Raw genomic sequence first — 26,915 nt, forward strand, 5'->3', positions numbered from 1 at the left:
TTTCAGGTTATTGCGCAGTGGCTGGGGCCAGGAAAGCGGCTTCCAGCAACTGCTGTGTATACGGATGTTTGGGCGACGCAAAAATACTTTGCGCGTCTCCCTGTTCGACCACTTGGCCTTGCTTGACCACCATCAGCTGGTGGCTCAGCGCTTTGACGACAGCCAGGTCATGGCTGATAAACAGATACGTCAGGTTGTACTTGGTTTGCAGCGAACGCAAAAGCTCCACCACTTGGCGTTGCACTGTCCGGTCGAGGGCCGATGTCGGCTCGTCCAGCAGAATCAACGCCGGTTTTAGCACTAATGCCCGGGCAATGGCGATTCTCTGCCGTTGCCCGCCGGAAAATTCGTGGGGGTAGCGGTGCCGGGTTTCCGGATCCAGACCTACCTCCTTGAGTGCCGCAATAATCGCCAGTTCCTGTTCCGCCTCGGTGCCCATCTTGTGGATCCGCAGGCCTTCGCCGACGATCTGGCTCACGCACATCCGTGGGCTCAGGCTGCCGAACGGGTCCTGAAACACCACCTGCATCTCCCGCCGCAGCGGTCGAACCTGTTGCTGCGTCAGGCAGTCTAGCTGCTTGCCTTCAAAACGGATGGCGCCTTTGCTGCCGATCAGCCGCAAAATCGCCAAACCCAGTGTCGACTTGCCCGAACCGCTTTCTCCCACAATCCCCAGAGTCTGGCCCTGAGGCAGGCTGAAATTGATTCCGTCCACCGCTTTGATGTGGTCGACAGTCTTTTTCAGAAAGCCTTTCTTGATCGGGAACCAGACTTTCAGGTCCTCGACTTGCAGCAAGGGCGGGCCAATCACATTGGTCGCTGGCTTGCCGCTGGGCTCCGCTGCCAGCAGTTCCCGAGTGTACGGATGCTGCGGTGCGCGGAACAACTCTTCGCACGATGCCTGTTCGACGATGCAACCGCGCTGCATGACACATACGCGATGCGCAATTCTTCGCACAAGGTTCAAATCGTGACTGATCAGTAATAGCGCCATGCCCAACCGGGCCTGTAATTCCTTGAGCAATTCGAGGATTTTAAGCTGAACGGTGACGTCCAGCGCGGTGGTTGGCTCGTCGGCGATCAGCAATTCCGGCTCGTTGGCCAGGGCCATGGCAATCATCACCCGCTGCCGCTGGCCGCCAGACAATTCATGGGGCAGCGCCTTGAGGCGCTTCTCGGGCTCCGGGATGCCGACCATTTCCAGCAGCTCCAGCGTGCGCTGGGTCGCGACTTTGCCGATCAGGCCTTTGTGAATGCCCAGCACTTCGTTGATCTGCTTCTCGATCGAGTGCAGCGGATTGAGCGAGGTCATCGGCTCCTGGAAGATCATCGCAATCCGGTTGCCGCGGATGTGGCGGATGGTTTTCTCTTTCAGGCTCAGCAGGTTCTGCCCGGCGTACTCAATGGTCCCGGACGGATGCCGGGCGAGCGGGTAGGGCAGCAGCCGCAGGATCGAGTGGGCGGTCACCGATTTGCCGGAGCCGCTTTCCCCCACCAGCGCCAGGGTTTCACCGCGCTTGATATCGAAGCTCACGCCTTCGACCACCCGTTGAACGCGCTCGCCGACGACAAATTCGACGGCCAGGTCGCGCACTTCGATCAGATTGTCCTGATTCATTTCACTTCCTCGGGTCGAAGGCATCGCGAGCAGACTCGCCGATGAACACCAGCAAACTCAACATCAACGCCAGCACGGCAAACGCGCTCATACCGAGCCACGGCGCTTGCAGGTTGGATTTGCCCTGGGCCACCAGCTCACCAAGGGATGGTGCGCCAGGCGGCAGACCGAAGCCCAGAAAGTCGAGAGCGGTCAGGGTGCCGATGGCGCCGGTCAGAATGAACGGCATGAAAGTCATGGTCGAGACCATGGCGTTGGGCAAAATGTGGCGGAACATGATCGCACCATTCTGCATGCCCAACGCCCGCGCGGCGCGCACGTATTCCAGATTACGTCCTCGCAAGAATTCGGCGCGGACCACGTCCACCAGACTCATCCACGAGAACAGCAGCATGATCCCCAGCAGCCACCAGAAATTCGGCTGGACGAAACTGGCGAGAATGATCAACAGGTACAGCACCGGCAGCCCGGACCAGATCTCCAGAAAACGCTGCCCGGCCAAATCCACCCAGCCGCCATAGAAACCCTGCAAGGCCCCGGCAATTACGCCGATGATCGAGCTGAGAATGGTCAGGGTCAGGGCGAACAGCACCGAAATCCGGAAGCCGTAAATCACCCGCGCCAACACGTCGCGGCCCTGATCATCGGTGCCCAGCAGGTTGTCGACAGAGGGTGGCGCCGGGGCCGGGACTTTCAGGTCGTAGTTGATGCTTTGATAGCTGTAGGGAATCGGCGCCCACAGGACCCAGGCGTCTTTTGCCTTGAGCAATTCGCGGATGTACGGGCTCTTGTAGTTGGCTTCCAGCGGGAATTCGCCGCCGAAGGTGGTTTCCGGGTAACGCTTGAGCGCCGGGAAGTACCAGCCATTGTCGTAGTGCACCACCAGCGGTTTGTCGTTGGCGATCAGTTCGGCACCGAGGCTCAACCCGAACAGCAGCAGAAACAGCCACAGCGACCACCAGCCACGCTTGTTGGCCTTGAACAGTTCGAAACGTCGACGATTGAGAGGGGACAGGTTCATCTCAATGCTCCCGGCTTTCGAAGTCGATGCGCGGATCGACAAAGGTGTAAGTGAGGTCACCGATCAATTTCACCACCAGACCCAGCAGGGTGAAGATAAACAGCGTGCCGAAGACCACCGGGTAATCGCGGTTGATCGCCGCCTCGAAACTCATCAGCCCCATGCCGTCGAGGGAGAAGATCACTTCCACCAGCAACGAACCGGTGAAGAAAATCCCGATAAACGCCGACGGGAACCCGGCGATCACCAGCAGCATGGCGTTGCGGAATACATGGCCGTAGAGCACACGGTGGTTGGTCAGGCCCTTGGCCTTGGCGGTGACCACGTACTGCTTGTTGATTTCGTCGAGGAAGCTGTTTTTGGTCAGCAGGGTCATGGTCGCGAAGTTGCCGATCACCAGCGCCGTCACCGGCAATGCCAGGTGCCAGAAGTAATCGAGCACCTTGCCGCCCATGCTCAACTCATCGAAGTTGTTGGAGGTCAGCCCCCTGAGCGGGAACCAGTCGAAATAACTGCCGCCGGCGAACACCACGATCAGCAAGATGGCGAAAAGGAACGCCGGGATTGCGTAACCGACGATGATCGCCGAACTGGTCCAGACGTCGAAGTGGCTGCCGTGTCGCGTGGCCTTGGCGATCCCCAGCGGGATCGACACCAGGTACATGATCAGCGTGCTCCAGAGCCCGAGGGAGATCGACACCGGCATCTTTTCCTTGATCAGGTCGATGACCTTGGCGTCGCGGAAGAAGCTGTCGCCGAAATCCAGCGTCGCGTAGTTCTTGATCATGATCCACAAGCGTTCCGGCGCCGATTTGTCGAAGCCGTACATGTGCTCGATTTCCTTGACCAGCGCAGGGTCCAGGCCCTGGGCGCCGCGATAGGCGGAGCCCGCCACCGAGACTTCGGCACCACCGCCAGCGATGCGGCTGGTGGCGCCTTCGAAGCCTTCGAGCTTGGCGATCATCTGCTCTACCGGCCCGCCGGGAGCGGCCTGGATGATCACAAAGTTGATCAGCAAAATGCCGAGCAAGGTCGGGATGATGAGCAGCAGTCGCCGAAAAATATACGCCAGCATCTGATTACTCCGTGCCCGCAGGGTCGGCTTGCAGTTTGGTTTCGACTTCTACCGCAGGTTTGGCATCGGGCTTGACCCACCAGGTATTGATGCCGATGTCGTACTTGGGGGAGATTTTCGGGTGGCCGATGTGGTTCCAGTACGCCACGCGCCAGGTCTTGATGTGCCAGTTGGGGATCACGTAATAGCCCCATTGCAGCACGCGGTCCAGTGCGCGGGCGTGGGCCACCAGGCTTTTGCGCGAATCGGCGTTGATCAGTTGCTCGACCAATTGGTCCACCACCGGGTCTTTGAGGCCCATGGAATTGCGGCTGCCGGGTTTGTCGGCGGCGGCGGACATCCAGAACTCGCGTTGCTCGTTGCCCGGTGAATTGGACTGAGGGAAGCTGCCGACGATCATATCGAAGTCCCGGGAACGCACGCGGTTGATGTACTGCGAGACGTCGACCCGGCGGATCACCAGGTCGATGCCCAAGTCGCTCAGGTTGCGCTTGAACGGCAGCAGCACCCGCTCGAATTCGGTCTGGGCCAACAGGAACTCGATGGTCACCGGTTTGCCATTGGCGTCGACCATCTTGTCATCGACAATTCGCCAGCCCGCCTCTTGCAGCAGTTGATAGGCTTTGCGCTGCTGGGTGCGGATCATCCCGCTGGCGTCGGTCACCGGATTCTGGAACGCCTCGCTGAACACCTGCTCGGGAATCTTGCCGCGGAACGGGTCGAGGATCGCCAGTTGATCGGCGTCCGGCAGGCCGCTGGCAGCCATTTCCGAATTCTCGAAATAACTGCGGGTGCGCGCGTAGGCGCCGTTGAACAGTTGCTTGTTGGTCCATTCGAAATCCAGCAACAGGGTCAGGGCCTGGCGCACGCGCACGTCCTGGAACACCGGGCGGCGCAGGTTGAAGACAAAGCCTTGCATGCCGGTGGGGTTGCCGTTGGGGATCTGTTCCTTGATCAACCGGCCCTCGGTGACGGCCGGGATGTTGTAGGCATTGGCCCAGTTCTTTGCGGCCATCTCGAGCCAGTAATCGAACTGCCCGGCCTTGAGTGCTTCCAGGGCCACGGTGTTGTCGCGGTAGTAGTCGGTGGTCATCACGTCGAAGTTGTAGAACCCGCGGTTGACCGGCAGGTCCTTGCCCCAGTAATCCTTGACCCGCTCATAGCGCACCGAACGCCCGGCCTTGACTTCGCTGACCTTGTACGGGCCGCTGCCCAATGGCATTTCCAGGTTGCCCTTGGTGAAATCGCGCGTCGCCCACCAATGCTTGGGCAGTACCGGCAACTGGCCGAGGATCAGCGGCAGCTCACGGTTGTTGTTGTGTTTGAACTTGAACAGCACCGTCAGCGGGTCTTCAGCGACCACTTCCTCGACATCGCTGTAGTAACCGCGGTACAGCGGCGCGCCGTCCTTGATCAGGGTCTGGAAACTGAACACCACGTCTTCGGCGCGCATCGGATGTCCGTCGTGGAAGCGCGCTTCGGGGCGCAGGTAGAAACGCACCCAGCTGTTGTCCGGGGCTTTTTCGATCTTGCCGGCCACCAGGCCGTACTCGGTGAACGGTTCATCCAGGCCCTGTTTGGCCAGGGTGTCGTAGATCATGCTGATGTCGTCGGCGGCGACACCCTTGTTGATGAAGGGATTGAGGCTGTCAAAGCCGCCGAAACCGGCCTGGCGGAAGATCCCGCCCTTGGGTGCGTCGGGGTTTACGTAATCGAAATGTTTGAAATCGGCCGGGTATTTTGGCGGCTCGTTGTACAGGGTCAGGGCATGTTGCGGGGCGGCACAGGCCAGCCCGGCGAACAACAGACCGCTGGCCTGCAAGAGCAGGGTGCGTACGGGTTTCATCGATCTTTCTCCGAAGATTTCAGCCACCATGCGCTCAGGCCCAATGTGTAGGGCGGCGTGGTGACGAAGGCGAACCGGTTGCGGTAGGCCAGGCGGTGATAATTGAGGTACCAGTTGGGAATGATGTAGTGCTGCCACAGCAACACCCGGTCCAGGGCCTTGCCGGCGGCGACCTGTTCATCGCGGGTCTGGGCGGCGAGCAATTGTTCGAGTAAATGGTCGACCACCGGATTGGCAATACCGGCGTAGTTTTTGCTGCCCTTGACCCCGACCTGGCTGGAATGGAAGTACTGCCATTGTTCCAGGCCCGGACTGAGCGTCTGGTTGAGGGTCATCAGGATCATGTCGAAATCGAACTGATCGAGGCGTTGCTTGTACTGGGCGCGATCGACCGTGCGCAGCCGAGCGTCGATGCCGATGCTGGCGAGGTTCTCGACGTAAGGCTGAAGGATGCGCTCCAGGTTCGGGTTGACCAGCAGAATCTCCAAACGCAACGGTTGCCCGGCAGCGTTCTGTACGTGTTGGCCATTGAGCTTCCAGCCGGCCTCCGCAAGCAGGCCCAGGGCCTTGCGCATGGTTTCCCGGGGGATGCCGCGCCCTTGGGTCTGCGGCAGGCTGAACGGCTCGGTGAAGAGCTTGGCGGGCAACTGCTCGCGATACGGCGTCAGCATCAGCCATTCATGGCCGACCGGAAGGCCGGTCGCGGAGAACTCGCTGTTGGGGTAGTAGCTCATGGCGCGCTGGTAAGCGCCGCTGAACAGGGTGCGGTTGGTCCACTCGAAGTCGAACATCAGGCCCAGCGCTTCACGGACTTTGGTCTCGGAGAAGGCCGGGCGCCGGGTGTTCATGAACAGACCCTGGCTCTGGGTAGGGATCTGATGCGGGATTTGCGCCTTGATGACGTCGCCGCGCTGCACCGCCGGGAAGCTGTAGCCGTTTTCCCAGTTCTTTGCCTGGTGCTCGATATAGATGTCGAATTCGCCGGCCTTGAAGGCTTCGAACGCGACGTCGCTGTCGCGGTAGAACTCGACTTCCATGCGGTCGAAGTTGTATTTGCCGCGATTGACCGGCAGGTCCTTGCCCCAGTAATCCTTGACCCGTTCGAAAATGATCCGCCGCCCCGGCTCTACCGAGGTGATGCGATACGGCCCGCTGCCCAGCGGCGGTTCGAAGGTGGTGGCCTTGAAGTCGCGACCTTTCCAGTAATGCTGGGGCAGCACCGGCAATTCGCCCAGCCGCAAGATCAGCAACGGATTGCCGGCGCGCTTGAAGACGAAACGGATGCGCTGCGGATTGAGGATGTCGACCCGCGACACTTCCTGAAGGTTGGTGCGGTATTGCGGATGGCCTTCCTTGAGCAGCAAACGGTAGGAAAACGCCACGTCATAGGCGGTAATCGGCGTGCCATCGTGGAAACGCGCTTCGGGGCGCAGATTGAACACCACCCAGCTGCGGTCTTCGCTGTATTCCACGGATTGGGCGATAAGGCCATAGCTTGAGGTGGGTTCATCGCCGGACGGCGCGTACTGGCCGGTGCCGACCATCAGCGGTTCATTGAGCTCGTTGATGCCGTATTGCAGGAAATTCGGCGTGGAAACCGGGCTTGAACCCTTGAACGTGTAGGGGTTGAGCGTATCGAAGGTGCCAAACGCCATCACCCGCAACGTACCGCCCTTGGGCGCTTGCGGGTTGACCCAGTCGAAGTGGGTAAATCTGGCCGGGTACTTGAGCGTGCCGAACTGCGCATAACCATGGCTTTCGCTGATCGTCGCGCTTGCGGGGGAGCTCAAGGCCAGGCTGATCAGGAGCAGGAGGAGGGGACACTTCAAGTCAGGGATCCGATCCAGGCGGCTTGGGCTTTGTGGCCCGTACAGTAACAGCTTGTATCGACAGGAAAAAGACGGGACTTAATGCGGGGTTAATTGCGCAAGCAGACCCCCTTTAGCAGCAGGCGAAGTGTGGTGAGGGGATTTATCCCCGTTCGGCTGCGCAGCAGTCGTCAATCCTGTAAGTGCGTGTTGCGAATGAACTGGTGGGGCCGCTTCGCAGCCCGACGGGGATAAATCCCCTCACCACACTTCGCCTGCTGCTACAAGGTTCTTCGCAAACTCTGCAGGGCGAAAAAAAGCCCCTGAAGTCAGGGGCTCATTTTAGCGAGGGGAAGCCACCGTCAGCATCTGACCAGGCTTCAGCGCCTGGCCAACACGTGGGTTCCAGCGCTTGAGGTGCTGCATTTCAACGTTGAAACGCTTGGCCACCATGTACAGCGAATCGCCTTGCTGGACCTTGTACTGGGTCTGCGGCTTCTGTTGGTCAGCTTTACTGTTTGCTTTGCTGTTCGCCGCCACGACGGTGTTGACCCGGCCGCTGCTGCGTTTGGTGGTGTCCTGCATGACCAGTGTCTGGCCGGCCTTGAGGTTCTTGCCGGTCATCTTGTTCCAGCGCTGCAGGTCCTTGACGTCGACCTTGTTGGCCTTGGCGATGGCGGCCAGGTTGTCGCCGCGTTTGACGCGGTAGGCACGTTTGAGGCCGGCGATTTCGGAGTCGTCCGAGCCTTCGAATACCGGCTTGAGCGACTTCTTGCTGATCAACTCTTCAGGACGCATGGTCGACAGGCTGGCAGTCAGCAATTGCGCCTTGGACGTTGGCACCAGCAAATGCTGTGGGCCATCGATGGTGGTGCGCTGCTTGAAGGCCGGGTTGAGCTGGAACAGTTCGTCTTCGTCGATGTTAGCCACCGCGGCGACCTTGGACAGGTCCATGCGCTGGTTGATTTCGACGACCTGGAAGTACGGTTCGTTGGCGATCGGGTTCAGGTTCACGCCGTAGGCTTCAGGTGCCAGCACCACTTGCGACAAGGCCAGCAGCTTCGGCACGTAGGCCTGGGTTTCGGCCGGCAGCGGCAGGTTCCAGTAATCAGTCGGCAAGCCGAGCTTTTCGTTGCGCTCGATGGCCCGGCTGACCGTGCCTTCGCCGGCGTTGTACGCCGCCAGGGCCAGCAGCCAGTCGCCGTTGAACATGTCGTGCAGGCGGGTCAGGTAATCCATGGCCGCGGTGGTCGAGGCGGTGATATCGCGACGGCCATCATAAAATCGGGTTTGACGCAGGTTGAAGTAACGCCCGGTGGAAGGGATGAATTGCCACAAGCCAACGGCGTCGGACCGGGAATAGGCCATCGGGTTGTAGGCGCTTTCAATCACTGGCAGCAGCGCCAGTTCCAGCGGCATGTTGCGTTCTTCAAGGCGTTCGACGATGTAGTGAATGTAGAGGCTGCCGCGTTCGCCGGCGTTTTCGAGGAAGGACGGGTTGCTGGCGAACCACAGGCGCTGTTGCTCGATGCGCGGGTTGACGCCCAGGTTGTCCTGCAACTGGAAGCCCTGGCGCATGCGCTCCCAGACATCTTGTGGAATTTGTGGAGTCGGTTTTTCGCTGAGCCAGATAGGTTTCTGCTTGGCCCGGGCGGCGATGTTCGGAGTGTGTGCCGCGTCGGTCTGCGGCACATGGCTTGAGCAGCCCGCCAGAGTGGCGGACACAGCCACCGCAATGGCTTGAGCCAAGCGGGTCAATGCGTCTGAATTGATGGCTTTACGAATAGATGACGACATTGGCTGGAAGTAAGTTCCGGGCAAAAATGTCGGGCGATTCTAGAAAGCGCACCCCCTGCGGTCAACCATTCAGAATTTTTGTACCAACGTGATGGCTACTTAGAACTTATCTTTCCAAGCACGAAGAGCAGCAAAAACCGCACTCGGAGCCCGGTTTTGGGTTCCATTCCGTTCGTCCACTTTTTCTTTAACGGATGTTTCGTCGACACGCAAAAACGGGTTGGTTAGCTTTTCAAGCGCCAGAGTAGAGGGCAGCGTCATGATTCCGGCTTCGCGTTGCGCGGTGACTTTTTCCAGACGTGCGGCGGTGTCCGGATTGCCCGGTTCGACCGCTACGGCAAACTTCAGGTTGCTCAGCGTGTATTCGTGAGTGCAGTAGACCAGCGTATCTTCAGGCAGCGCGGCCAGGCGGCTCAGTGAGGCATGCATCTGCTGCGGCGTGCCTTCGAACAAGCGCCCGCAACCGGCGGCGAACAGGGTGTCGCCACAAAACAAATGGCCCTGGTGATAAAAGGCAATGTGTCCGAGGGTATGGCCCGGTACATTGATGACATCGAAGTCCCAGCCCAGCACGCTGATGCGGTCATTGTCCTTGAGTGCCACGTCCCGCGCCGGGATGCTTTCACTGGCCGGGCCATAGACTGTCGCGTCTGTCGCTTTTTTAAGCTGCTCGACGCCGCCGACGTGGTCATGATGATGGTGAGTGATCAAAATATCACTCAACACCCAACCCGGATGCGCGGCGAGCCAGGCCTGTACTGGCGCGGCATCGCCCGGATCGACCACTGCGCAGCGCTGGGTGCGGTGGTCTTGTAATAACCAGATGTAGTTGTCGGTGAAGGCGGGCAGGGCACTGATCTGTATCATCGTCGGATTCGCCAAGCGGAAAACAATGGCGCATCTTAGAACTTCCTGGCGCGTTGGAGAATGCAATGACCGATAAAGCGTTCGCTCAGGCTGATCCTGAATGGCTGACATTGATCAGCGCGGCCCGTGAATGGCTGTCCGGCCCTATCGGGCAATTTTTGCTGGACGAAGAACGTCGCATGCTCGAAGACGAGTTGGGGCGGTTCTTCGGTGGCTACCTGGTGCATTACGGTCCGTCGGCCCAGACGCCGCCGTCGGCGCCGCAAGTGCAGCGCAATGTGCGACTCGGCGCGCCGTTGCCGGGTGTCGAGATCGTCTGCGAAGAGCAGGCTTGGCCTTTGAGCGAGCATGCCGCCGATGTGGTGGTGTTGCAGCATGGGCTGGATTTCTGCCTGTCGCCCCATGGTCTGCTGCGCGAAGCGGCGAGCAGCGTGCGGCCTGGCGGGCATCTGCTGATCGTCGGGATCAACCCCTGGAGCACCTGGGGCTTGCGTCACGTTTTTGCTCACGACGCCTTGCGCAAGGCTCGCTGCATCTCCCCCTCGCGAGTCGGTGACTGGCTGAACCTGCTGGGCTTCGCGCTGGAGAAACGCCGCTTCGGGTGCTATCGTCCGCCGCTTGCGTCACCCGCCTGGCAGGCTCGTCTGGCCGGTTGGGAGCGCAAGGCCGGTGACTGGCAACTCTCGGGTGGCGGCTTCTATTTATTGGTTGCGCGCAAGATCGTGGTGGGCCTGCGTCCCGTCCGTCAGGAGCGGCGCGAACCGATGGGCAAGCTGATTCCATTGCCGATGGCCAAGGTCAATCGTCGCCGCATCGATCCGTAAGACACTTTTTATTTTCCCGGCCGGGTTTGCCCCGGCCTCGGGCATCGTCGATCACTGATCGGCGAGCCACCGCATTTTCTGGATAGATTGGCATGAGCGATAGCGTAGAACTCTTCACCGACGGCGCCTGTAAAGGCAACCCTGGCCCTGGCGGCTGGGGCGCTTTGCTGGTGTGCAAGGGCGTTGAAAAAGAACTGTGGGGCGGCGAAGCCAACACCACCAACAACCGCATGGAGCTGATGGGCGCGATCCGTGGCCTTGAAGAACTCAAGCGCTCCTGCGACGTGCTGCTGGTCACCGACTCGCAATATGTGATGAAAGGCATCAACGAGTGGATGGACAACTGGAAGAAGCGCGGCTGGAAAACCGCTGCGAAAGAACCGGTGAAAAACGCTGATCTGTGGAAGTTGCTGGATGAGCAGGTCAATCGCCACAACGTCACCTGGAAATGGGTGCGCGGGCACATTGGCCATCACGGCAACGAACGCGCCGACCAACTGGCCAATCGTGGCGTGGATGAAGTGCGCGGTTGCAAGCAGGCTTGATTCCGGCTCTACCGATGCACCGCGTCATCGCTCTTCGCGAACAAGCCCGCTCCCACATTTCATCGAGTTCTTCCATGAGAATACGGTTGAATGTGGGAGCGGGCTTGCTCGCGAAGGCCGCGACTCGGTGCTCCGGCCAGGGGCCATCGCGGGCAACCCCGGCCCTCAAGAAATCACAACATCAAAATCGCGGCGGCCTGTGCTGGTCTGAATACCGGTCGTTGACGCTCTCGCGAGCGTGTTAACATCGCCGCTTTTGCACGAATGACCCGTTGAGAGCTGAGCACTGATGGCCACCAGATCCGTTGTACTCGATACCGAAACCACCGGCATGCCGGTGACCGACGGCCACCGGATTATCGAAATCGGTTGTGTCGAGTTGATCGGTCGGCGCCTGACGGGCCGGCATTTCCACGTTTACCTGCAACCGGACCGCGAGAGTGATGAAGGCGCCATTGGCGTCCACGGCATCACCAACGAATTTTTGGTCGGCAAGCCGCGCTTCACCGAAGTGGCTGATGAGTTCTTTGAATTCATCAAGGGTGCGCAGCTGATCATCCATAACGCGGCGTTCGACGTTGGCTTCATCAACAACGAATTCGCCCTGATGGGCCAGCACGATCGTGCGGACATCACGCAGCACTGCTCGATCCTCGACACCCTGATGATGGCCCGGGAACGTCACCCGGGGCAGCGCAACAGCCTCGACGCCTTGTGCAAACGCTATGGCGTCGACAACTCCGGTCGTGAACTGCACGGCGCCTTGCTCGACTCCGAGATCCTCGCCGACGTTTACCTGACCATGACGGGCGGCCAGACCAGCCTGTCCCTGGCCGGTAATGCTTCCGATGGCAATGGTTCCGGGGAAGGTGCGGACAACTCCGCCACCGAGATCCGCCGCCTGCCGGTCGATCGTCAACCGACGCGTATCATCCGTGCCAGCGAGGATGACCTGGCCCAGCACATGGCACGCCTGGAAGTCATCGCCAAATCCGCCGGCGCTCCATCGCTCTGGCAGCAACTGGCTGAAGCCAAGGCTCAGGCGTAGCTGCGATTTTTGATCTTGATCAAGCGTAACGCGCCTGATGACCCATTTCAGTGCATCACACTCGCCACATGCGCTCGAACCCTCTACCCTGAGGTGATTGGCGGACCACGGTCTGCCGCCTCAGGACACTGAGCCCCATGTATAAAGATTTGAAATTCCCGGTCCTGATCGTCCATCGCGACATCAAGGCCGACACCGTGGCCGGTGATCGCGTGCGTGGCATTGCCCGGGAGCTGGAGCAGGAAGGCTTCAGCATTGTCTCGGCGGTGAATTACACCGAAGGGCGACTGGTCGCTTCGACCCATCACGGTCTTTCCTGCATGTTGATTGCGGCTGAAGACGCCAGCACTCACTCTCATCTATTGCACAACATGGCCGAGCTGATCGGCCTGGCGCGGGTGCGTGCGCCCGACCTGCCGATCTTCGCGCTGGGTGAGCAGGTGACCCTGGAGAACGCTCCGGCCGATGCCATGGCCGAACTCAATCAGCTGCGCGGGATTCTTTATCTGTTCGAAGACACTGTGCCTTTTCTGGCCAGGCAGGTCGCTCGAGCGGCACGCAAATATCTGGATGGTCTGCTCCCGCCGTTTTTCAAAGCGCTGGTGCAGCACACGGCCGACTCCAACTATTCCTGGCACACCCCCGGCCATGGCGGCGGCGTGGCGTACCACAAGAGCCCGGTGGGTCAGGCGTTTCACCAGTTCTTCGGCGAAAATACCCTGCGCTCCGATTTGTCGGTGTCGGTGCCGGAACTCGGTTCTTTGCTCGACCACACCGGTCCGCTGGCAGAAGCCGAGGCCCGTGCGGCCCGCAATTTCGGCGCCGATCACACTTTCTTTGTGATCAATGGCACCTCGACCGCCAACAAAATCGTCTGGCATTCGATGGTCGCTCGCGATGACTTGGTGTTGGTGGATCGCAACTGCCACAAGTCGATATTGCACTCGATCATCATGACCGGCGCCATTCCGCTGTACCTGTGCCCGGAGCGCAATGAGCTGGGGATCATCGGCCCGATTCCATTGAGCGAATTCAGTCGCGAATCGATTCAGACCAAGATCGACGCCAGCCCGCTGACCAAGGGCCGGGCGCCCAAGGTCAAGTTGGCGGTGGTGACCAATTCGACGTACGACGGCCTCTGCTACAACGCTGAGCTGATCAAGCAGCAACTGGGCGACAGTGTCGAGGTCTTGCACTTCGATGAGGCCTGGTACGCCTACGCGGCGTTTCACGAGTTCTTCGCCGGACGTTACGGCATGGGCACTTCCCGCAGTGAAGGCGGCCCTCTGGTGTTCAGCACCCATTCCACCCACAAACTGCTGGCGGCGTTCAGCCAGGCATCGATGATTCACGTCCAGGACGGCGGCGCGCGGCAACTGGATCGGGATCGCTTCAATGAAGCGTTCATGATGCACATCTCAACCTCGCCGCAGTACAGCATCATCGCTTCGCTGGATGTGGCGTCGGCCATGATGGAAGGCCCGGCCGGGCGATCGCTGTTGCAGGAAATGTTCGACGAAGCGCTGAGTTTCCGCCGGGCACTGGCCAATTTGCGTCAGCACATCGCCGCTGACGATTGGTGGTTTTCCATCTGGCAGCCGCCGTCGGTGGAAGGCATCGACCGCGTGATCACCGACGACTGGCTGCTACAACCCGACGCCGACTGGCATGGCTTTGGCGGCGTGACCGACGACTACGTGCTGCTTGATCCGATCAAGGTCACGTTGGTGATGCCGGGCCTGACGGCAGGCGGCGCCCTTAGCCAGCGCGGGATTCCGGCGGCGGTGGTCAGCAAGTTCCTTTGGGAACGTGGGTTGGTCGTTGAAAAGACCGGGCTGTATTCATTCCTGGTGCTGTTCTCCATGGGCATCACCAAGGGCAAATGGAGCACGCTGCTGACCGAGTTACTGGAGTTCAAGCGCAGCTACGATGCCAATGTCAGCCTCGCGACGTGCCTGCCGTGCGTGGCACAAGAAAATGTCACGCGCTATCAGGGCATGGGGTTGCGCGATTTGTGCGATCAACTGCACGCCTGCTATCGCAGCAATGCCACGGCCAAACACCTGAAACGCATGTACACAGTGCTGCCGGAAATCGCCATGAAGCCGTCTGACGCCTATGATCAATTAGTGCGTGGCGAGGTGGAAGCGGTATCGATCGATGCACTGGATGGGCGGATCGCCGCGGTGATGCTGGTGCCGTACCCGCCGGGGATTCCGTTGATCATGCCCGGCGAGCGTTTTACCGAGTCGACACGCTCGATCATCGATTACCTGGCGTTTGCCCGCACGTTCGATAGCAGCTTCCCGGGGTTTGTCGCTGATGTACACGGATTGCAACACGAAGACGAGGGCAATGGACGGCTGTATACCGTTGATTGCATCAAGGAATGAGGACCTTTCCCAGTATGCAACCGATCATGAATCCGAAATACCCAGGGCTGTCGGTGCGCGTTGCCGACGATGGTTTTGCAGCCTACATCTGGGGCAGTGATTTCAGTTTTGAAGTCGCAGACTACGGCGCCGCCGAAATCGGTAAACCGGTGGAGCAGTGGCCGGTGACGCCGATCACGCCCTATCGCAAGTGCTACGGCATTGATCCCGAGGAATTCAGCAGCTTCCGTGATGCCGCTGACAGCGCTATTTTCATGGCTTATCTCGATGATGAACCCGTGGGTCACCTGGTGGTCAGCACCAACTGGAACGGCTTTGCCCATATTGACGAGTTGGCGGTGCATGCGCCGGCGCGCCGTCATGGTGTGGCCAAGGCGTTGCTGGATGTGGCGCAGTTCTGGAGTCGCAAAAAGAAACTGCCGGGCATCATGCTCGAAACCCAGAACAACAACCTGGGGGCCTGCCGGCTTTATGAGCGCCGCGGTTACGTTTTGGGCGGAATCGATCACCTGCGCTATCGCGGGATCGATCCGAACACCGCCGAAGTGGCGCTGTTCTGGTATCGATTGTTCGATAATCCGCTGGAAACCCCGCTTAGTTCGCCAACATCGCCACGGCTTGTTCCGTGATGATGCCCAGCAATGCCTGAACCGCTGGCGATGGCTCGCCGTTCTTGAGGGTCAAGGCATACAGGCTGATCGGCACGGCCGGCGCCAGCGGGCAGGCATCCAGCCCGGCCGATTTCGCCCCGAGGGCGGTGAAAGGGTCGACGATGGCCAGACCTTCACCGGCCTCGACCATGCTGCGCATCATCTGGTGAGTCTGTACCCGGGTTTGAATGACCGGGGCAGGGCGCAGGGCATGCAGCTTGTTTTCCAGTGCCGGGCTCAGCGGATCATGACCTTCCAGGCCGACCATCGATTGGCCGGCCAGGTCCTGCAGCGAGATGTACTTTTGTTTGGGTTGCAACCAGCCGTGGGGGGCCAGCAGCTGAAGTTTGCCTTGGGCGATCACCTGGCAATGAATGTCGGCGTGATCGGGGTCATGCAGGCTCAGGCCCAGATCGCTTTCACGCAGCAGCAGGTTTCTGACGATCTCGCGGGTAGGTTGACTCAGAAGGGTGCAAGGCGCGTCAGGAAGGCGTCGGCGCAGGGCAGCAATGCTCTGTGGCAATAGCTGCTGTGCCAGGGGCGGCGTGCAGACGATCCGCAAGGGCGGAGCCTGATATTGCCTGAGGCTGTTGGCCAGCCGCTGAACCGGCTCGAGCGCTTCATAGACGTGGGCGATCTGGACCTGCAACTCCCGCGCCTCGCGCGTGGCCTGCAAGCGTCCACGCACGCTGGAAAACAGCATGAAACCCAACTGATCCTCGGCGTCGCGCAGAATCCCTTCGACTTCAGCCACAGGCAACTGCAGCCATTCGGCGGCGGTGCCCAGGTGACCGGTCTGCAGGAGCGCCTGGATCACTTCGATATGACGTAAACGCATGCGTGAAGTCCATGTTCAGCAGGTGAGGGAGTCAGTGGCTGAATCCTAACTCAAGTGCGCGCATATGACTTCTGCTCATAACACGGGGTTATGAAGCGATGGTGGTTTCCGGCCGGCTGCCGACATAGGTGTCGGGCTCGCGCACGATGGTCACGTCCGATTGCACCAGCAGAAATTGGTTGTCATCGAGCTTTTTGACGCGATCGCCAATGGCCAATTTGTAGGTGGTGACAGGCACCGAGCCAGTGAGACCGTCTGCCGACGGGGTGGATTCCTGGAACTCATGCACGGAATAAACGCGGCCTTCCGCGTCTCTTGCATGGAACTGACCGACGAGTACTGCTGCCATCTGCTTAGAACCTCTGGGGATAAATCACTCAATTTGCGGCTCTGTAGACCGTGGTTGGGCGAGGTAAGTTTTCCTACAGGAAAAAAATAATCAGGGGCGGCGTTTTTCAGTCGCCCACGGGTTGAATCGTCATCTATAACTACATGCTCTTTCCATCGCACAGTCGAGAATCTTCCATGAGCAACGTCTATACGATCGCTGTACTGGTCGGCAGCTTGAGAAAGGGATCGATCAATCGCAAGGTGGCGCTGGCCCTGGCCAAGCTGGCGCCTGCCAATCTCAAACTGGTTATCGTCGAAATCGGCGATCTGCCGCTCTACAACGAGGACATCGATGGTGCTTCACCGCCGGCAGCCTACAGCACTTTCCGGCAACAAGTGAGCTCATCCGACGCGGTGCTGTTCGTGACCCCCGAATACAACCGTTCGGTGCCTGCGCCGATGAAGAACGCGATCGATGTGGGTTCGCGTCCCTATGGCAAGAGTGTCTGGAGTGGAAAGCCTGGAGCAGTGATCAGTGCTTCGCCGGGCGCTATCGGTGGTTTTGGCGCCAACCATCACCTGCGCCAGTCCATGGTGTTTCTGGATGTGCCGTGCATGCAGCAACCGGAAGCCTATCTGAGCGGTGCCGGTTCAGCGTTCGACGAGGCGGGTAATTTGTCCGAGTCACTCAAACCGTTTTTGCAAAAATTCATCAATGCTTATGGTCTTTGGGTCGAACAACATAAGAAGGAATGACAAATCCTGCGTAGGAGCAAAGCTTGCTCGCGATGGCGGTGTTTCAGTCGGCATTGATCTGACTGACACACCGCCATCGCGAGCAAGCTTTGCTCCTACAAGGGTTCGGCTACAAATCATTGCACACCGATCTGCCGTAGCAGCTGCTATGTATGGACTCGCCCCTGGTGCGTTTAGGCGCAGGGGAGCAAATTTGGGCTTTACTCCGTTCGTGTGTTGCGGCTGAATCGCGGTTTGTTTTCCGACAAGGCTGCACTGCATGCTGATCGCATCGTTGATTTTCCTGCTGACCATCACCTTGGTGATCTGGCAGCCAAAAGGCCTTGGCGTTGGCTGGAGTGCGGTATTCGGCGCGGTCCTTGCGCTGATTTTCGGGGTCGTACACCTCAGCGACATCCCGCTGGTGTGGCAGATTATCTGGAACGCCACCGGAACCTTTGTCGCGCTGATAGTCATCAGTCTGCTGTTGGACGAGGCGGGGTTCTTTGCCTGGGCGGCGTTGCATGTGGCCCGTTGGGGGCGGGGCAGCGGACGCAAGCTGTTTGCTTATATGGTGCTGCTTGGTGCGTTGGTGTCGGCGTTGTTCGCCAATGACGGGGCCGCGCTGATTCTCACACCCATCGTGATTTCCATGCTGCTGGCGTTGCGCTTTTCCCCGGCGGCGACACTGGCGTTCGTCATGGGCGCCGGTTTCATCGCGGACACAGCGAGTTTGCCGTTGGTGGTGTCGAACCTGGTGAACATCGTTTCCGCTGACTTCTTCCACATCAGTTTCAACCGTTACGCGGCTGTGATGATCCCGGTCAACCTGGTGAGTGTCGCGGCGACCCTGGCGATGCTGATGTGGTTTTTCCGTCGTGACATTCCCAAGGACTACGACCCCGAGCAACTGGCGCATCCGGCTTCAGCGATCCACGACCACGCCACGTTTTACGCCGGTTGGGCCGTGTTGGTGATTCTGCTGCTCGGCTGCTTCGCGCTGGAACCGCTGGGGATTCCGATCAGTGCCATTTCTGCGGTGTGCGCGGTGTTGCTGCTGGCCATTGCCGCCCGTGGTCACAAGATTTCCACGCGCAAAGTCATCAAAGAAGCGCCGTGGCATATCGTGATTTTCTCGCTGGGCATGTACCTGGTGGTGTATGGCCTGCGCAACGCGGGGCTCACGGGATATCTGGCCGGATGGCTGGATGGTTTTGCCGGCTACGGCGTGTGGGGCGCGGCGATGGGCACGGGCGTGCTGACGGCACTGCTGTCGTCGATGATGAACAATCTGCCGACGGTGCTGATCGGTTTGCTGTCGATCGATGCCAGCCAGGCGACCGGGGTGGTGAAGGAAGCGATGATCTACGCCAACGTCATCGGCAGCGACCTGGGGCCCAAGATTACGCCGATTGGCAGCCTGGCGACCCTGCTGTGGTTGCATGTGCTGGAGCGCAAGAGTATCCGGATCGGCTGGGGGTATTACTTCAAGGTCGGGATTGTGCTGACGGCGCCTGTTTTGCTGGTGACGTTAGCGGCTTTGGCATTGCGGTTATCGGTTTAGACCGCGTCGGCCTCTTCGCGAGCAAGCCCGCTCCCACAGGGGACTGCATTTCAACCTGTGGGAGCGGGCTTGCTCGCGAAGAGGCCAGGGCAGTCACCACACATCTCAGCCATTACCGGGCACATTCGGCCAAAGATCCGCCACCAGGAACAGCCGCTCGGCTTCTTCCCAATCACCCTGGGCGTTTTCTGTGAGACGCACCAGCAACTGCGCCGGGGCGAGTGGCTCCAGGTCGCTGAGCCAGGCATTCAGCTGTTCAGTGCTCCAGGTCTGCTCCACCGGATAGTGAGCCGGCGCCAGCCAGGCATGGCGGGGCAGGGGTTGCCAGCGACCGAATGGACGTTGCACGACAAAGTCTGCCCAGTCCTTCTGGTGCAGCCAGCTACCGCGTAAATGTTGGGGATGTGCACCATTCGGTGGCTCGGCCAGTCCCGGCCACGGATACAGCAAATAGCCACCCAGCCACAAATGTGCACTGAACTGCTGGATATCCAGCGCCGCCAATACTTCGCGGCTCTCCGGGCGCGCCGAAATCGGTAATTGATGCTGCGTCAGGTGGGCCAGTTTGCGGTCCAGCCGATCGTGGCAACCGGGGCCGAGCCACTGCGCCGTGTCGTGTCCGTCGCCATTTTGCGGGCCAAGGTAAAGTTTGATCGCCAGTTCCAGATGATGCACGCCGTCACGATCGCGCAGCAGCATGTCCAGCTCGCCCAGCGTGTGGCCTTCGCGGCGGATCGGCATGTTGGCGGCAATCAGGTCGATGCCCGGTGCGTGCCGCACGGCGTATTGCCAGAGGCGTTCGTAGTACAAGCCCAATCGCCGGGTTCGAGCCTGCGCCAGCCAGTGCAGCAAGTCATAACTGTCACGATCCAATTGCCGCAACCACAATTCGAGCCGTTCTGGTGCCTGCACCCAGTCACTGCCGGTCAGCGGATGACGCTGCGGCCACGTCGTGACGCCGAGCATCGGCGGCGCGAGGATGACCCACGCCAGGTCGCGCACTTCGGGGTGGCGCAACTGGTGGGGCAACTGCAGCAAATCTGGAAATAGGATCATCTTGCGAGCATAGCCTCAATCGTGAGTACACCGTTGTGGCTGAAAGGATTTTGTCTATCCTGCGCTTTCGCCCATAATCGTGTTTTTCGCCGTCGCGCAGGAACCTCATGGAGCAATTTCGTAATATCGGCATCATCGGTCGCCTGGGCAGTTCGCAGGTGCTGGATACCGTCCGCCGACTGAAACGGTTTCTGCTCGATCGTCACCTGCACGTGATCCTCGAAGACACCATCGCTGAAGTATTGCCGGGTCATGGCTTGCAAACCTCGTCGCGCAAGATGCTCGGCGAAGTATGTGACATGGTGATTGTGGTCGGTGGTGACGGTAGCCTGTTGGGCGCCGCTCGTGCGCTGGCCCGGCACAATATCCCGGTGCTCGGCATCAACCGGGGCAGCCTGGGTTTCCTGACCGATATTCGCCCCGATGAGCTGGAAGTCAAAGTCGCCGAAGTGCTCGACGGCCACTATCTGGTCGAGAACCGCTTCCTGCTGCAAGCCGAAGTCCGTCGTCACGCCGAGGCCATCGGTCAGGGCGACGCGCTGAATGACGTGGTGCTGCACCCCGGCAAATCGACGCGGATGATCGAGTTCGAGTTGTACATCGACGGCCAGTTCGTCTGCAGCCAGAAGGCCGACGGCCTGATCGTCGCCACGCCGACCGGTTCGACCGCTTACGCGCTGTCGGCGGGCGGGCCGATCATGCATCCCAAGCTCGACGCTATTGTGATTGTGCCAATGTACCCCCATACCTTGTCGGGCAGGCCGATTGTGGTCGATGGCAACAGTGAGCTGAAAATCGTCGTGTCCAAAGATATGCAGATTTACCCGCAAGTCTCCTGTGACGGGCAGAACCATTTCACCTGCGCGCCAGGTGACACCATCACCATCAGCAAGAAGGCCCAGAAGCTGCGGCTGATTCACCCACTAGACCACAACTATTATGAAGTCTGCCGGACCAAACTCGGCTGGGGCAGCAAGTTGGGTGGTGGAGGCGACTGATGCTCGATCCCGCGCGAAGCTACGACCTGATCGGTGACGTGCACGGTTGCGCTCTGACCCTTGAGCACTTGCTTGACCTGCTCGGTTACCGAAAACACGCTGGCGTCTGGCGGCATCCGTCGCGCATGGCGGTGTTCGTCGGCGACATCATCGACCGCGGCCCGCGGATTCGCGAAGCGCTGCACATCGTTCACGACATGGTCGAAGCGGGTCAGGCGCTGTGCATCATGGGCAACCATGAATTCAACGCCCTCGGCTGGAGCACGCCGGCGCCTCCGGGCAGCGGCAAGCAGTTCGTGCGCGAACACACCCCGCGCCATGCGCGTTTGCTGAACGAAACCCTGACCCAATTCGAAGACCATCCGGCGGACTGGCATGACTTCCTGCAATGGTTCTATGAGATGCCATTGTTCGTCGATGCCGGGCGTTTCCGCGTGGTGCATGCCTGCTGGGATGCGGGCCTGATCGAACCCTTGCGCGCGCTATTCCCCAACGGTTGCGTCGATGAGCATTTCCTCCAGGCCTCGGCCGTACCGGGCAGTTTCGCCTGCACTGTGTTCGATCGCCTGCTGCGCGGCACTGACATGCGCTTGCCTCATGGTCTGACAATGACCAGTGGCGATGGCCTGACGCGTTCGTTCTTTCGCACCAAGTTTTGGGAAGACGACCCGCAAACCTACGGAGACATTGTGTTCCAGCCCGACGCCTTGCCCGAACCCGTGGCCCGGACGCCGCTGTCGTCCACTGAAAAAAACACCTTGCTGCGCTATGGCATCGATGAGCCATTGTTGTTCGTGGGCCATTACTGGCGCAGCGGCAAACCGGCGCCGATCCGGCCGAACCTGGCCTGTCTGGACTACAGCGCGGTGCTTTACGGCAAATTGGTTGCCTATCGTCTGGACCAGGAAACCCGCCTCGACCCGCATAAATTTGTTTGGGTCGATGTCGAGCGGCCGGAGGTGCTGCGATGAGTGCCGTTGCTGTTTTACGGCTGCCGCTGGCGGTGGACTTGAGCGGGTTCGTCAAACTGTTGCAGCGCATGCAGGTGCCGCATCGGGTCAGCGAAGAGGCGGGCGAGCAAGTGCTGTGGGTGCCGGCCAGCATCAGCGAAGATGTGCGTGTGTTGTACGAACGCTTCCCGGCCGGTGATCCCGATCAACAGCTGGACATTCCGGTGGCGCAAACCATAAAGCGCCCAGGTTTCGTGGAGCAATTGCGCCACGCCAAGGCGACAGCGTTCGTGTTGCTGCTGAGCCTGTTTGTCGGCGCGGTGACGCTGCTGGGCGAAAACCTCGACACGATGCGCTGGCTGACCTTCCTCGATTTTCGCGTTGTCGGCGAGTACATCCACTTCGTGCCATTGGCTGACAGCCTGGCGGCGGGGCAATGGTGGCGTCTGGTGACACCGATGCTGATCCACTTCGGCATCCTGCACCTGGCCATGAACGGCATGTGGTATTGGGAACTGGGGCGACGCATCGAGTCGCGCCAGGGCAGCATCAACCTGATCGGCCTGACTTTGCTGTTCGGCCTGGTCTCGAACTACGCCCAGTTTGTTTTCAGTGGTCCGACGCTGTTTGGCGGGTTGTCCGGCGTGCTGTACGGCCTGCTCGGGCATTGCTGGATCTTTCAGCTGTTGTCGCCCAACCCGGCTTATCGCCTGCCGCGCGGCGTGTTGGTGATGATGCTGGTGTGGCTGCTCCTATGCCTGTCCGGGCTGGTCTCAATGATCGGCTTCGGTGAAATTGCCAACGCGGCCCACGTCGGCGGGTTGCTCGTCGGATGCTTGACCGGCTTGTTGGGTGGTTTGTACAACCGCCGTAAACTGGCCGTCTAACCAGTTATATCAATAAAGAGCGCGGAGCCCTTGATGTCCTCTTTTAACGAAATGATCAACAACATCACCCCTGATATCTACCAGAGCCTGAAACTGGCGGTGGAAATCGGTAAATGGTCGGACGGTGGCAAACTCACCGCCGAACAACGCGAACTGTCGCTGCAAGCGATGATCGCCTGGGAAATCCAGAACCTGCCCGAAGACCAGCGCACCGGTTACATGGGCGTGCAGGAGTGCGGCTCCAAGTCGATCGAAGTGCCGAATATCCTGTTCAAATCGGATGCCGTCCATTGATCGAGATTGGTCGCGGTGCAATCAGCAAAATGTCGGCGCGCCTTGACGGGCCGAACGTGCAGTACGCGTTTCGTCTGGATGACGTCGAGGTCCCGGTCAATCCATTGATCGGCACCACGGTGCGCCTGGAATACCTGGGGGCGATTCATTGCACCCATTGTGGACGCAAGACCAAAACCAGTTTCAGTCAGGGTTACTGCTACCCGTGCATGACCAAACTGGCCCAGTGCGACATCTGCATCATGAGCCCGGAGCGTTGCCACTATGACGCTGGCACCTGCCGTGAGCCGGAGTGGGGCGAGAAGTTCTGCATGACGGATCACATTGTCTATCTGTCCAACTCTTCGGGGGTGAAGGTCGGGATTACCCGCGCCACCCAGCTGCCGACCCGCTGGATCGATCAGGGCGCCCGTCAGGCCTTGCCAATCATGCGTGTCTCGACCCGTCAGCAGTCGGGCTTCGTCGAAGACCTGTTCCGCAGTCAGGTGGCAGACAAGACCAACTGGCGTGCGTTACTCAAGGGCGATGCGGTGTCGGTCGACCTGGCGCAGGTTCGTGATCAGCTGTTCGACAGTTGCGCCGAAGGGCTGCAAAGTTTGCAGGAACGATTTGGCCTACAGGCGATCCAGACTATTGCCGATGTAGAAACGCTCGAAATCCGCTATCCGGTCGAGCAATATCCAGCCAAGATCGTCAGCTTCAACCTGGACAAGAATCCGATCGCCGAAGGCACGCTGTTGGGAATAAAGGGCCAGTACCTGATTTTCGACACCGGCGTAATCAATATTCGTAAATACACGGCCTACCAGCTCGCCGTGCATCAGTAAGGACTCCAGCATGCGCACCGAACAACCGAAGATGATCTACCTGAAGGACTATCAGGCGCCCGAGTACCTGATCGACGAGACGCACCTGACCTTCGAGTTGTACGAGGACCACAGCCTGGTCCATGCGCAACTGGTGATGCGCCGCAATCCCGAGCGTGGCCCGGGCCTGCCGCCGCTGGTGCTGGATGGCCAACAGCTTGAATTGCTGTCGGTCAACCTGGCCGACATCGAGTTGACCGCCGCCGACTATCAGTTGACGGAAAACCACCTGACCCTGCACCCGACCAGCACCACCTTCACGGTCGACACCAGCGTCAGAATCCACCCCGAAACCAACACCGCGCTGGAAGGCCTGTACAAATCCGGCACGATGTTCTGCACCCAGTGCGAGGCCGAAGGCTTCCGCAAAATCACCTATTACCTCGACCGTCCGGACGTGATGAGCACGTTCACCACCACGGTGGTTGCCGAGCAGCACAGCTATCCGGTATTGCTGTCCAACGGCAACCCGATTGCCTCAGGTCCCGGCGAAGACGGCCGGCACTGGGCGACCTGGGAAGATCCGTTCAAGAAACCTGCCTACCTGTTCGCGCTGGTGGCCGGTGATTTGTGGTGCGTCGAAGACACCTTCACCACCATGACCGATCGCTCCGTAGCGCTGCGCATTTATGTCGAGCCGGAAAACATCGACAAGTGCCAGCACGCCATGAACAGCCTGAAGAAGTCCATGCGCTGGGACGAAGAGGTCTACGGTCGCGAGTACGACCTGGACATCTTCATGATCGTCGCGGTCAACGACTTCAACATGGGTGCCATGGAGAACAAGGGCCTCAACATCTTCAACTCGAGCGCCGTGCTGGCCCGTGCTGAAACCGCGACCGACGCCGCGCACCAGCGGGTCGAAGCGATCGTTGCCCACGAGTACTTCCACAACTGGTCGGGCAACCGCGTGACCTGCCGCGACTGGTTCCAGTTGTCGCTGAAGGAAGGCTTCACCGTGTTCCGCGATTCGGGCTTCTCCGCCGACATGAACTCGGCCACGGTCAAGCGCATCCAGGACGTGGCGTACCTGCGCACCCACCAGTTCGCCGAAGACGCCGGTCCCATGGCTCACGCCGTACGCCCGGACAGCTTCATCGAGATTTCCAACTTCTACACCCTGACCGTGTACGAAAAGGGTTCGGAAGTGGTCGGCATGATCCATACCTTGCTCGGCGCCGAAGGCTTCCGCAAAGGCAGCGACCTGTACTTCGAGCGCCATGACGGCCAGGCCGTGACTTGCGACGACTTCATTAAAGCCATGGAAGACGCCAACGGTGTCGACCTGACCCAGTTCAAGCGCTGGTACAGCCAGGCCGGCACACCGCGTTTGGCGGTCAGCGAGTCCTACGACGCGGCGGCGAAAACCTACAGCCTGACGTTCCGCCAGAGCTGCCCGGCAACCCCGGACAAGGTTGAGAAGTTGCCGTTCGTGATCCCGGTCGAATTGGGCCTGCTGGACTCAAAAGGCGCGGCCATTGCGTTGCGTCTTACAGGTGAGGCCAGCGCTCAGGGCACTTCACGGGTCATTTCGGTGACCGAAGCCGAGCAGACATTCACCTTCATCGACATCGCGCAACAGCCATTGCCTTCGTTGCTGCGTGGCTTCTCGGCGCCGGTGAAACTGAGCTTCCCGTACAACCGCGATCAGCTGATGTTCCTGATGCAACACGACAGCGACGGTTTCAACCGTTGGGATGCGGGTCAGCAATTGTCGGTTCAGGTGCTGCAAGAGCTGATTGCCCAGCAGCAAAAGGGCGAGAAACTGGTGCTGGATCAGCGCCTGGTTTCTGCCTTGCGTACCGTGTTGTCGGACGAGACGCTGGATCAGGCGATGGTCGCGGAAATGCTCTCGCTGCCGGGCGAGGCATATCTGACCGAGATCAGCGAAGTGGCTGACGTTGACGCCATTCACATCGCTCGCGAGTTTGCTCGCAAGCAATTGGCAGAAAGTTTGTTCGAGGCGCTGTGGCTGCGTTACCAGGCCAATCGCGATCTGTCGAAGAAAACCCCGTATGTAGCCGAGGCCGAGCATTTCGCTCGTCGCGCGTTGCAGAACATTGCGCTTTCGTACCTGATGCTTAGCGGTAAACCGGAGGTGTTGGCGGCGACGCTTGAGCAGTTCGAGGCCAGCGACAACATGACCGAGCGCCTGACGGCGTTGGCGGTGCTGGTCAATTCGTCGTTCGAAGACGAGAAAGCCAAGGCCCTGGCCAGTTTTGCCGAGCATTTCAAGGACAACCCGTTGGTCATGGATCAGTGGTTCAGCGTCCAGGCGGGCAGCGTGTTGCCTGGTGGTCTGGAGCGGGTCAAGGCGTTGATGCAGCATCCGGCGTTCAATATCAAGAACCCGAACAAGGTGCGGGCGCTGGTCGGCGCGTTTGCCGGGCAGAACCTGATTAATTTCCATGCGGCGGATGGTTCGGGTTATCGGTTCCTCGCGGATCTGGTGATCGAGTTGAACGGGTTTAATCCGCAGATCGCTTCTCGGCAGTTGGCGCCGCTGACTCGCTGGCGCAAGTATGACGATGCGCGTCAGGCGTTGATGAAAGGTGAGCTGGAGCGGATTCGCGCTTCGGGTCAGTTGTCGAGCGATGTGTTCGAGGTGGTCAGCAAAAGTCTGGCCTGACTTTGGCCTCTCCCTTGGGGTTCACTCGGACCCTGTGGGAGCGGGCTTGCTCGCGAAGCTGTTGTTCTTGCCGTTGCCGTTGCCGTTGGCTTTTGACGTTGATCTTGATCTTGATCTTTCGCCCCTTCGGCAGGCCGAGCGGAGGTGTTCATCAGGGGGTTAGGCGCGTAGCGCCGTGCGGCGAAGCCGCACACATCGAGAGGAGGTCGTCGCGAAGCAGACCGTAGGCGATGCCCCCCTGATGGACACCGTAGCGAGGGAACACTGAGCTTTAGC

Annotated in this window: 23 protein-coding genes; 13 read left to right on the forward strand and 10 right to left on the reverse strand. The window is 59.8% G+C overall.

Features of this window, described 5'->3' with window-relative positions:
* Positions 1–7: 7 nt before the first annotated feature.
* The 7 genes from DFS28_RS27545 to gloB form a co-directional block, all read right to left on the reverse strand.
* Positions 8–1,618, reverse strand: a complete 1,611-nt coding sequence (locus DFS28_RS27545; protein WP_111452298.1) for an ABC transporter ATP-binding protein — start codon at positions 1,616–1,618, stop codon at positions 8–10.
* A gap of 1 nt (position 1,619) precedes the next feature.
* A complete protein-coding gene (locus tag DFS28_RS27550; RefSeq protein ID WP_008152087.1) occupies positions 1,620–2,639 on the reverse strand; it encodes an ABC transporter permease in 1,020 nt (339 codons plus the stop codon).
* 1 nt (position 2,640) lies between these two features.
* Positions 2,641–3,714, reverse strand: a complete 1,074-nt coding sequence (locus DFS28_RS27555; protein WP_008152088.1) for a microcin C ABC transporter permease YejB — start codon at positions 3,712–3,714, stop codon at positions 2,641–2,643.
* A 4-nt stretch (positions 3,715–3,718) separates the two neighbouring features.
* Positions 3,719–5,560: an extracellular solute-binding protein gene (locus DFS28_RS27560; RefSeq protein ID WP_111452299.1), complete on the reverse strand. Its 1,842-nt coding sequence runs from the start codon at positions 5,558–5,560 to the stop codon at positions 3,719–3,721.
* Positions 5,557–7,389, reverse strand: a complete 1,833-nt coding sequence (locus tag DFS28_RS27565; RefSeq protein ID WP_111452300.1) for an extracellular solute-binding protein — start codon at positions 7,387–7,389, stop codon at positions 5,557–5,559. The genes DFS28_RS27560 and DFS28_RS27565 overlap by 4 nt, the downstream gene beginning before the upstream one ends.
* A 321-nt stretch (positions 7,390–7,710) precedes the next feature.
* Positions 7,711–9,165 (reverse strand): transglycosylase SLT domain-containing protein, encoded by a 1,455-nt coding sequence (locus tag DFS28_RS27570; RefSeq protein ID WP_111452301.1) that lies wholly within the window; start codon positions 9,163–9,165, stop codon positions 7,711–7,713.
* Positions 9,166–9,264: 99 nt separating this feature from the next.
* Positions 9,265–10,032 (reverse strand): hydroxyacylglutathione hydrolase, encoded by a 768-nt coding sequence (gene gloB / locus DFS28_RS27575; protein ID WP_111452302.1) that lies wholly within the window; start codon positions 10,030–10,032, stop codon positions 9,265–9,267.
* 65 nt (positions 10,033–10,097) lie between these two features.
* Here gloB and DFS28_RS27580 point away from each other — a divergent pair, with 65 nt between their 5' ends.
* The 5 genes from DFS28_RS27580 to DFS28_RS27600 all read left to right on the forward strand — a co-directional run bounded on the left by DFS28_RS27580 (position 10,098) and on the right by DFS28_RS27600 (position 15,471).
* The gene (locus DFS28_RS27580) at positions 10,098–10,856 is read left to right on the forward strand and encodes a methyltransferase domain-containing protein (protein WP_008152097.1); all 759 of its coding nucleotides are present in this window, start codon (positions 10,098–10,100) and stop codon (positions 10,854–10,856) included.
* Positions 10,857–10,948: 92 nt separating this feature from the next.
* Positions 10,949–11,401 carry a ribonuclease HI gene (gene rnhA, locus DFS28_RS27585; protein WP_111452303.1) on the forward strand — a complete coding sequence of 151 codons (453 nt, stop codon included), beginning with the start codon at positions 10,949–10,951 and terminating at the stop codon, positions 11,399–11,401.
* 289 nt (positions 11,402–11,690) lie between these two features.
* The gene (gene dnaQ, locus DFS28_RS27590) at positions 11,691–12,449 is read left to right on the forward strand and encodes a DNA polymerase III subunit epsilon (RefSeq protein WP_074876294.1); all 759 of its coding nucleotides are present in this window, start codon (positions 11,691–11,693) and stop codon (positions 12,447–12,449) included.
* A 137-nt stretch (positions 12,450–12,586) separates the two neighbouring features.
* Complete coding sequence (locus tag DFS28_RS27595) at positions 12,587–14,842, forward strand: Orn/Lys/Arg decarboxylase N-terminal domain-containing protein (protein ID WP_111452304.1); 2,256 nt, start codon at positions 12,587–12,589, stop codon at positions 14,840–14,842.
* 14 nt (positions 14,843–14,856) lie between these two features.
* Positions 14,857–15,471 carry a GNAT family N-acetyltransferase gene (locus DFS28_RS27600; RefSeq protein WP_111452305.1) on the forward strand — a complete coding sequence of 205 codons (615 nt, stop codon included), beginning with the start codon at positions 14,857–14,859 and terminating at the stop codon, positions 15,469–15,471.
* Here DFS28_RS27600 and DFS28_RS27605 read toward each other — a convergent pair.
* On the reverse strand, positions 15,437–16,330 hold the full coding sequence (locus DFS28_RS27605) for a LysR family transcriptional regulator (protein ID WP_111452306.1): 894 nt from the start codon (positions 16,328–16,330) through the stop codon (positions 15,437–15,439). The genes DFS28_RS27600 and DFS28_RS27605 overlap by 35 nt on opposite strands.
* Before the next feature lie 88 nt (positions 16,331–16,418).
* On the reverse strand, positions 16,419–16,679 hold the full coding sequence (locus DFS28_RS27610) for a hypothetical protein (protein WP_008152110.1): 261 nt from the start codon (positions 16,677–16,679) through the stop codon (positions 16,419–16,421).
* 176 nt (positions 16,680–16,855) lie between these two features.
* Here DFS28_RS27610 and DFS28_RS27615 point away from each other — a divergent pair, with 176 nt between their 5' ends.
* The gene (locus tag DFS28_RS27615) at positions 16,856–17,416 is read left to right on the forward strand and encodes an NADPH-dependent FMN reductase (RefSeq protein ID WP_111452307.1); all 561 of its coding nucleotides are present in this window, start codon (positions 16,856–16,858) and stop codon (positions 17,414–17,416) included.
* A 259-nt stretch (positions 17,417–17,675) separates the two neighbouring features.
* Positions 17,676–18,959, forward strand: coding sequence for an arsenic transporter (locus DFS28_RS27620; RefSeq protein WP_111452308.1), 1,284 nt, complete (start codon positions 17,676–17,678; stop codon positions 18,957–18,959).
* 105 nt (positions 18,960–19,064) lie between these two features.
* Here DFS28_RS27620 and DFS28_RS27625 read toward each other — a convergent pair whose 3' ends face one another.
* Complete coding sequence (locus tag DFS28_RS27625) at positions 19,065–20,015, reverse strand: DUF1853 family protein (RefSeq protein ID WP_111452309.1); 951 nt, start codon at positions 20,013–20,015, stop codon at positions 19,065–19,067.
* 107 nt (positions 20,016–20,122) lie between these two features.
* On the opposite strand from DFS28_RS27625, the gene DFS28_RS27630 reads away from it, so the two are divergent.
* Genes DFS28_RS27630 through pepN form a run of 6 tightly spaced genes read left to right on the forward strand, consistent with a single transcriptional unit; the run spans position 20,123 to position 26,639 of the window.
* A complete protein-coding gene (locus DFS28_RS27630; protein WP_007906781.1) occupies positions 20,123–21,013 on the forward strand; it encodes an NAD(+) kinase in 891 nt (296 codons plus the stop codon).
* Complete coding sequence (locus DFS28_RS27635; RefSeq protein WP_178082236.1) at positions 21,010–21,984, forward strand: metallophosphoesterase; 975 nt, start codon at positions 21,010–21,012, stop codon at positions 21,982–21,984. Before DFS28_RS27630 ends, DFS28_RS27635 begins: the two co-directional genes overlap by 4 nt.
* Complete coding sequence (locus DFS28_RS27640; protein WP_111452311.1) at positions 21,981–22,850, forward strand: rhomboid family intramembrane serine protease; 870 nt, start codon at positions 21,981–21,983, stop codon at positions 22,848–22,850. The genes DFS28_RS27635 and DFS28_RS27640 overlap by 4 nt, the downstream gene beginning before the upstream one ends.
* A gap of 33 nt (positions 22,851–22,883) precedes the next feature.
* Entirely contained in the window at positions 22,884–23,144 is a 261-nt protein-coding gene (locus tag DFS28_RS27645) for a YeaC family protein (protein ID WP_008152127.1), read from the forward strand.
* On the forward strand, positions 23,141–23,971 hold the full coding sequence (locus DFS28_RS27650) for a DUF2797 domain-containing protein (RefSeq protein WP_102614773.1): 831 nt from the start codon (positions 23,141–23,143) through the stop codon (positions 23,969–23,971). The genes DFS28_RS27645 and DFS28_RS27650 overlap by 4 nt, the downstream gene beginning before the upstream one ends.
* Before the next feature lie 10 nt (positions 23,972–23,981).
* Positions 23,982–26,639 carry an aminopeptidase N gene (gene pepN / locus DFS28_RS27655; RefSeq protein WP_111452312.1) on the forward strand — a complete coding sequence of 886 codons (2,658 nt, stop codon included), beginning with the start codon at positions 23,982–23,984 and terminating at the stop codon, positions 26,637–26,639.
* The last annotated feature ends 276 nt before the right edge of the window (positions 26,640–26,915 follow it).

Source organism: Pseudomonas sp. 478 (assembly GCF_003254125.1).
Lineage (GTDB): Bacteria > Pseudomonadota > Gammaproteobacteria > Pseudomonadales > Pseudomonadaceae > Aquipseudomonas.

Excerpts from the sequence above, each read along its gene's own strand:
- DFS28_RS27645 (WP_008152127.1), top strand. The coding sequence starts at position 22,884 with ATGTCCTCTTTTAACGAAATGATCAACAACATCACCCCTGATATCTAC.
- DFS28_RS27550 (WP_008152087.1), bottom strand. The coding sequence starts at position 2,639 with ATGAACCTGTCCCCTCTCAATCGTCGACGTTTCGAACTGTTCAAGGCC.
- DFS28_RS27600 (WP_111452305.1), top strand. The coding sequence starts at position 14,857 with ATGCAACCGATCATGAATCCGAAATACCCAGGGCTGTCGGTGCGCGTT.
- DFS28_RS27625 (WP_111452309.1), bottom strand. The coding sequence starts at position 20,015 with ATGATCCTATTTCCAGATTTGCTGCAGTTGCCCCACCAGTTGCGCCAC.
- DFS28_RS27620 (WP_111452308.1), top strand. The coding sequence starts at position 17,676 with ATGCTGATCGCATCGTTGATTTTCCTGCTGACCATCACCTTGGTGATC.
- pepN (WP_111452312.1), top strand. The coding sequence starts at position 23,982 with ATGCGCACCGAACAACCGAAGATGATCTACCTGAAGGACTATCAGGCG.
- DFS28_RS27630 (WP_007906781.1), top strand. The coding sequence starts at position 20,123 with ATGGAGCAATTTCGTAATATCGGCATCATCGGTCGCCTGGGCAGTTCG.
- DFS28_RS27640 (WP_111452311.1), top strand. The coding sequence starts at position 21,981 with ATGAGTGCCGTTGCTGTTTTACGGCTGCCGCTGGCGGTGGACTTGAGC.
- gloB (WP_111452302.1), bottom strand. The coding sequence starts at position 10,032 with ATGATACAGATCAGTGCCCTGCCCGCCTTCACCGACAACTACATCTGG.
- DFS28_RS27595 (WP_111452304.1), top strand. The coding sequence starts at position 12,587 with ATGTATAAAGATTTGAAATTCCCGGTCCTGATCGTCCATCGCGACATC.
- DFS28_RS27615 (WP_111452307.1), top strand. The coding sequence starts at position 16,856 with ATGAGCAACGTCTATACGATCGCTGTACTGGTCGGCAGCTTGAGAAAG.
- rnhA (WP_111452303.1), top strand. The coding sequence starts at position 10,949 with ATGAGCGATAGCGTAGAACTCTTCACCGACGGCGCCTGTAAAGGCAAC.
- DFS28_RS27560 (WP_111452299.1), bottom strand. The coding sequence starts at position 5,560 with ATGAAACCCGTACGCACCCTGCTCTTGCAGGCCAGCGGTCTGTTGTTC.
- DFS28_RS27605 (WP_111452306.1), bottom strand. The coding sequence starts at position 16,330 with ATGCGTTTACGTCATATCGAAGTGATCCAGGCGCTCCTGCAGACCGGT.
- DFS28_RS27570 (WP_111452301.1), bottom strand. The coding sequence starts at position 9,165 with ATGTCGTCATCTATTCGTAAAGCCATCAATTCAGACGCATTGACCCGC.
- DFS28_RS27580 (WP_008152097.1), top strand. The coding sequence starts at position 10,098 with ATGACCGATAAAGCGTTCGCTCAGGCTGATCCTGAATGGCTGACATTG.
- dnaQ (WP_074876294.1), top strand. The coding sequence starts at position 11,691 with ATGGCCACCAGATCCGTTGTACTCGATACCGAAACCACCGGCATGCCG.
- DFS28_RS27545 (WP_111452298.1), bottom strand. The coding sequence starts at position 1,618 with ATGAATCAGGACAATCTGATCGAAGTGCGCGACCTGGCCGTCGAATTT.
- DFS28_RS27610 (WP_008152110.1), bottom strand. The coding sequence starts at position 16,679 with ATGGCAGCAGTACTCGTCGGTCAGTTCCATGCAAGAGACGCGGAAGGC.
- DFS28_RS27555 (WP_008152088.1), bottom strand. The coding sequence starts at position 3,714 with ATGCTGGCGTATATTTTTCGGCGACTGCTGCTCATCATCCCGACCTTG.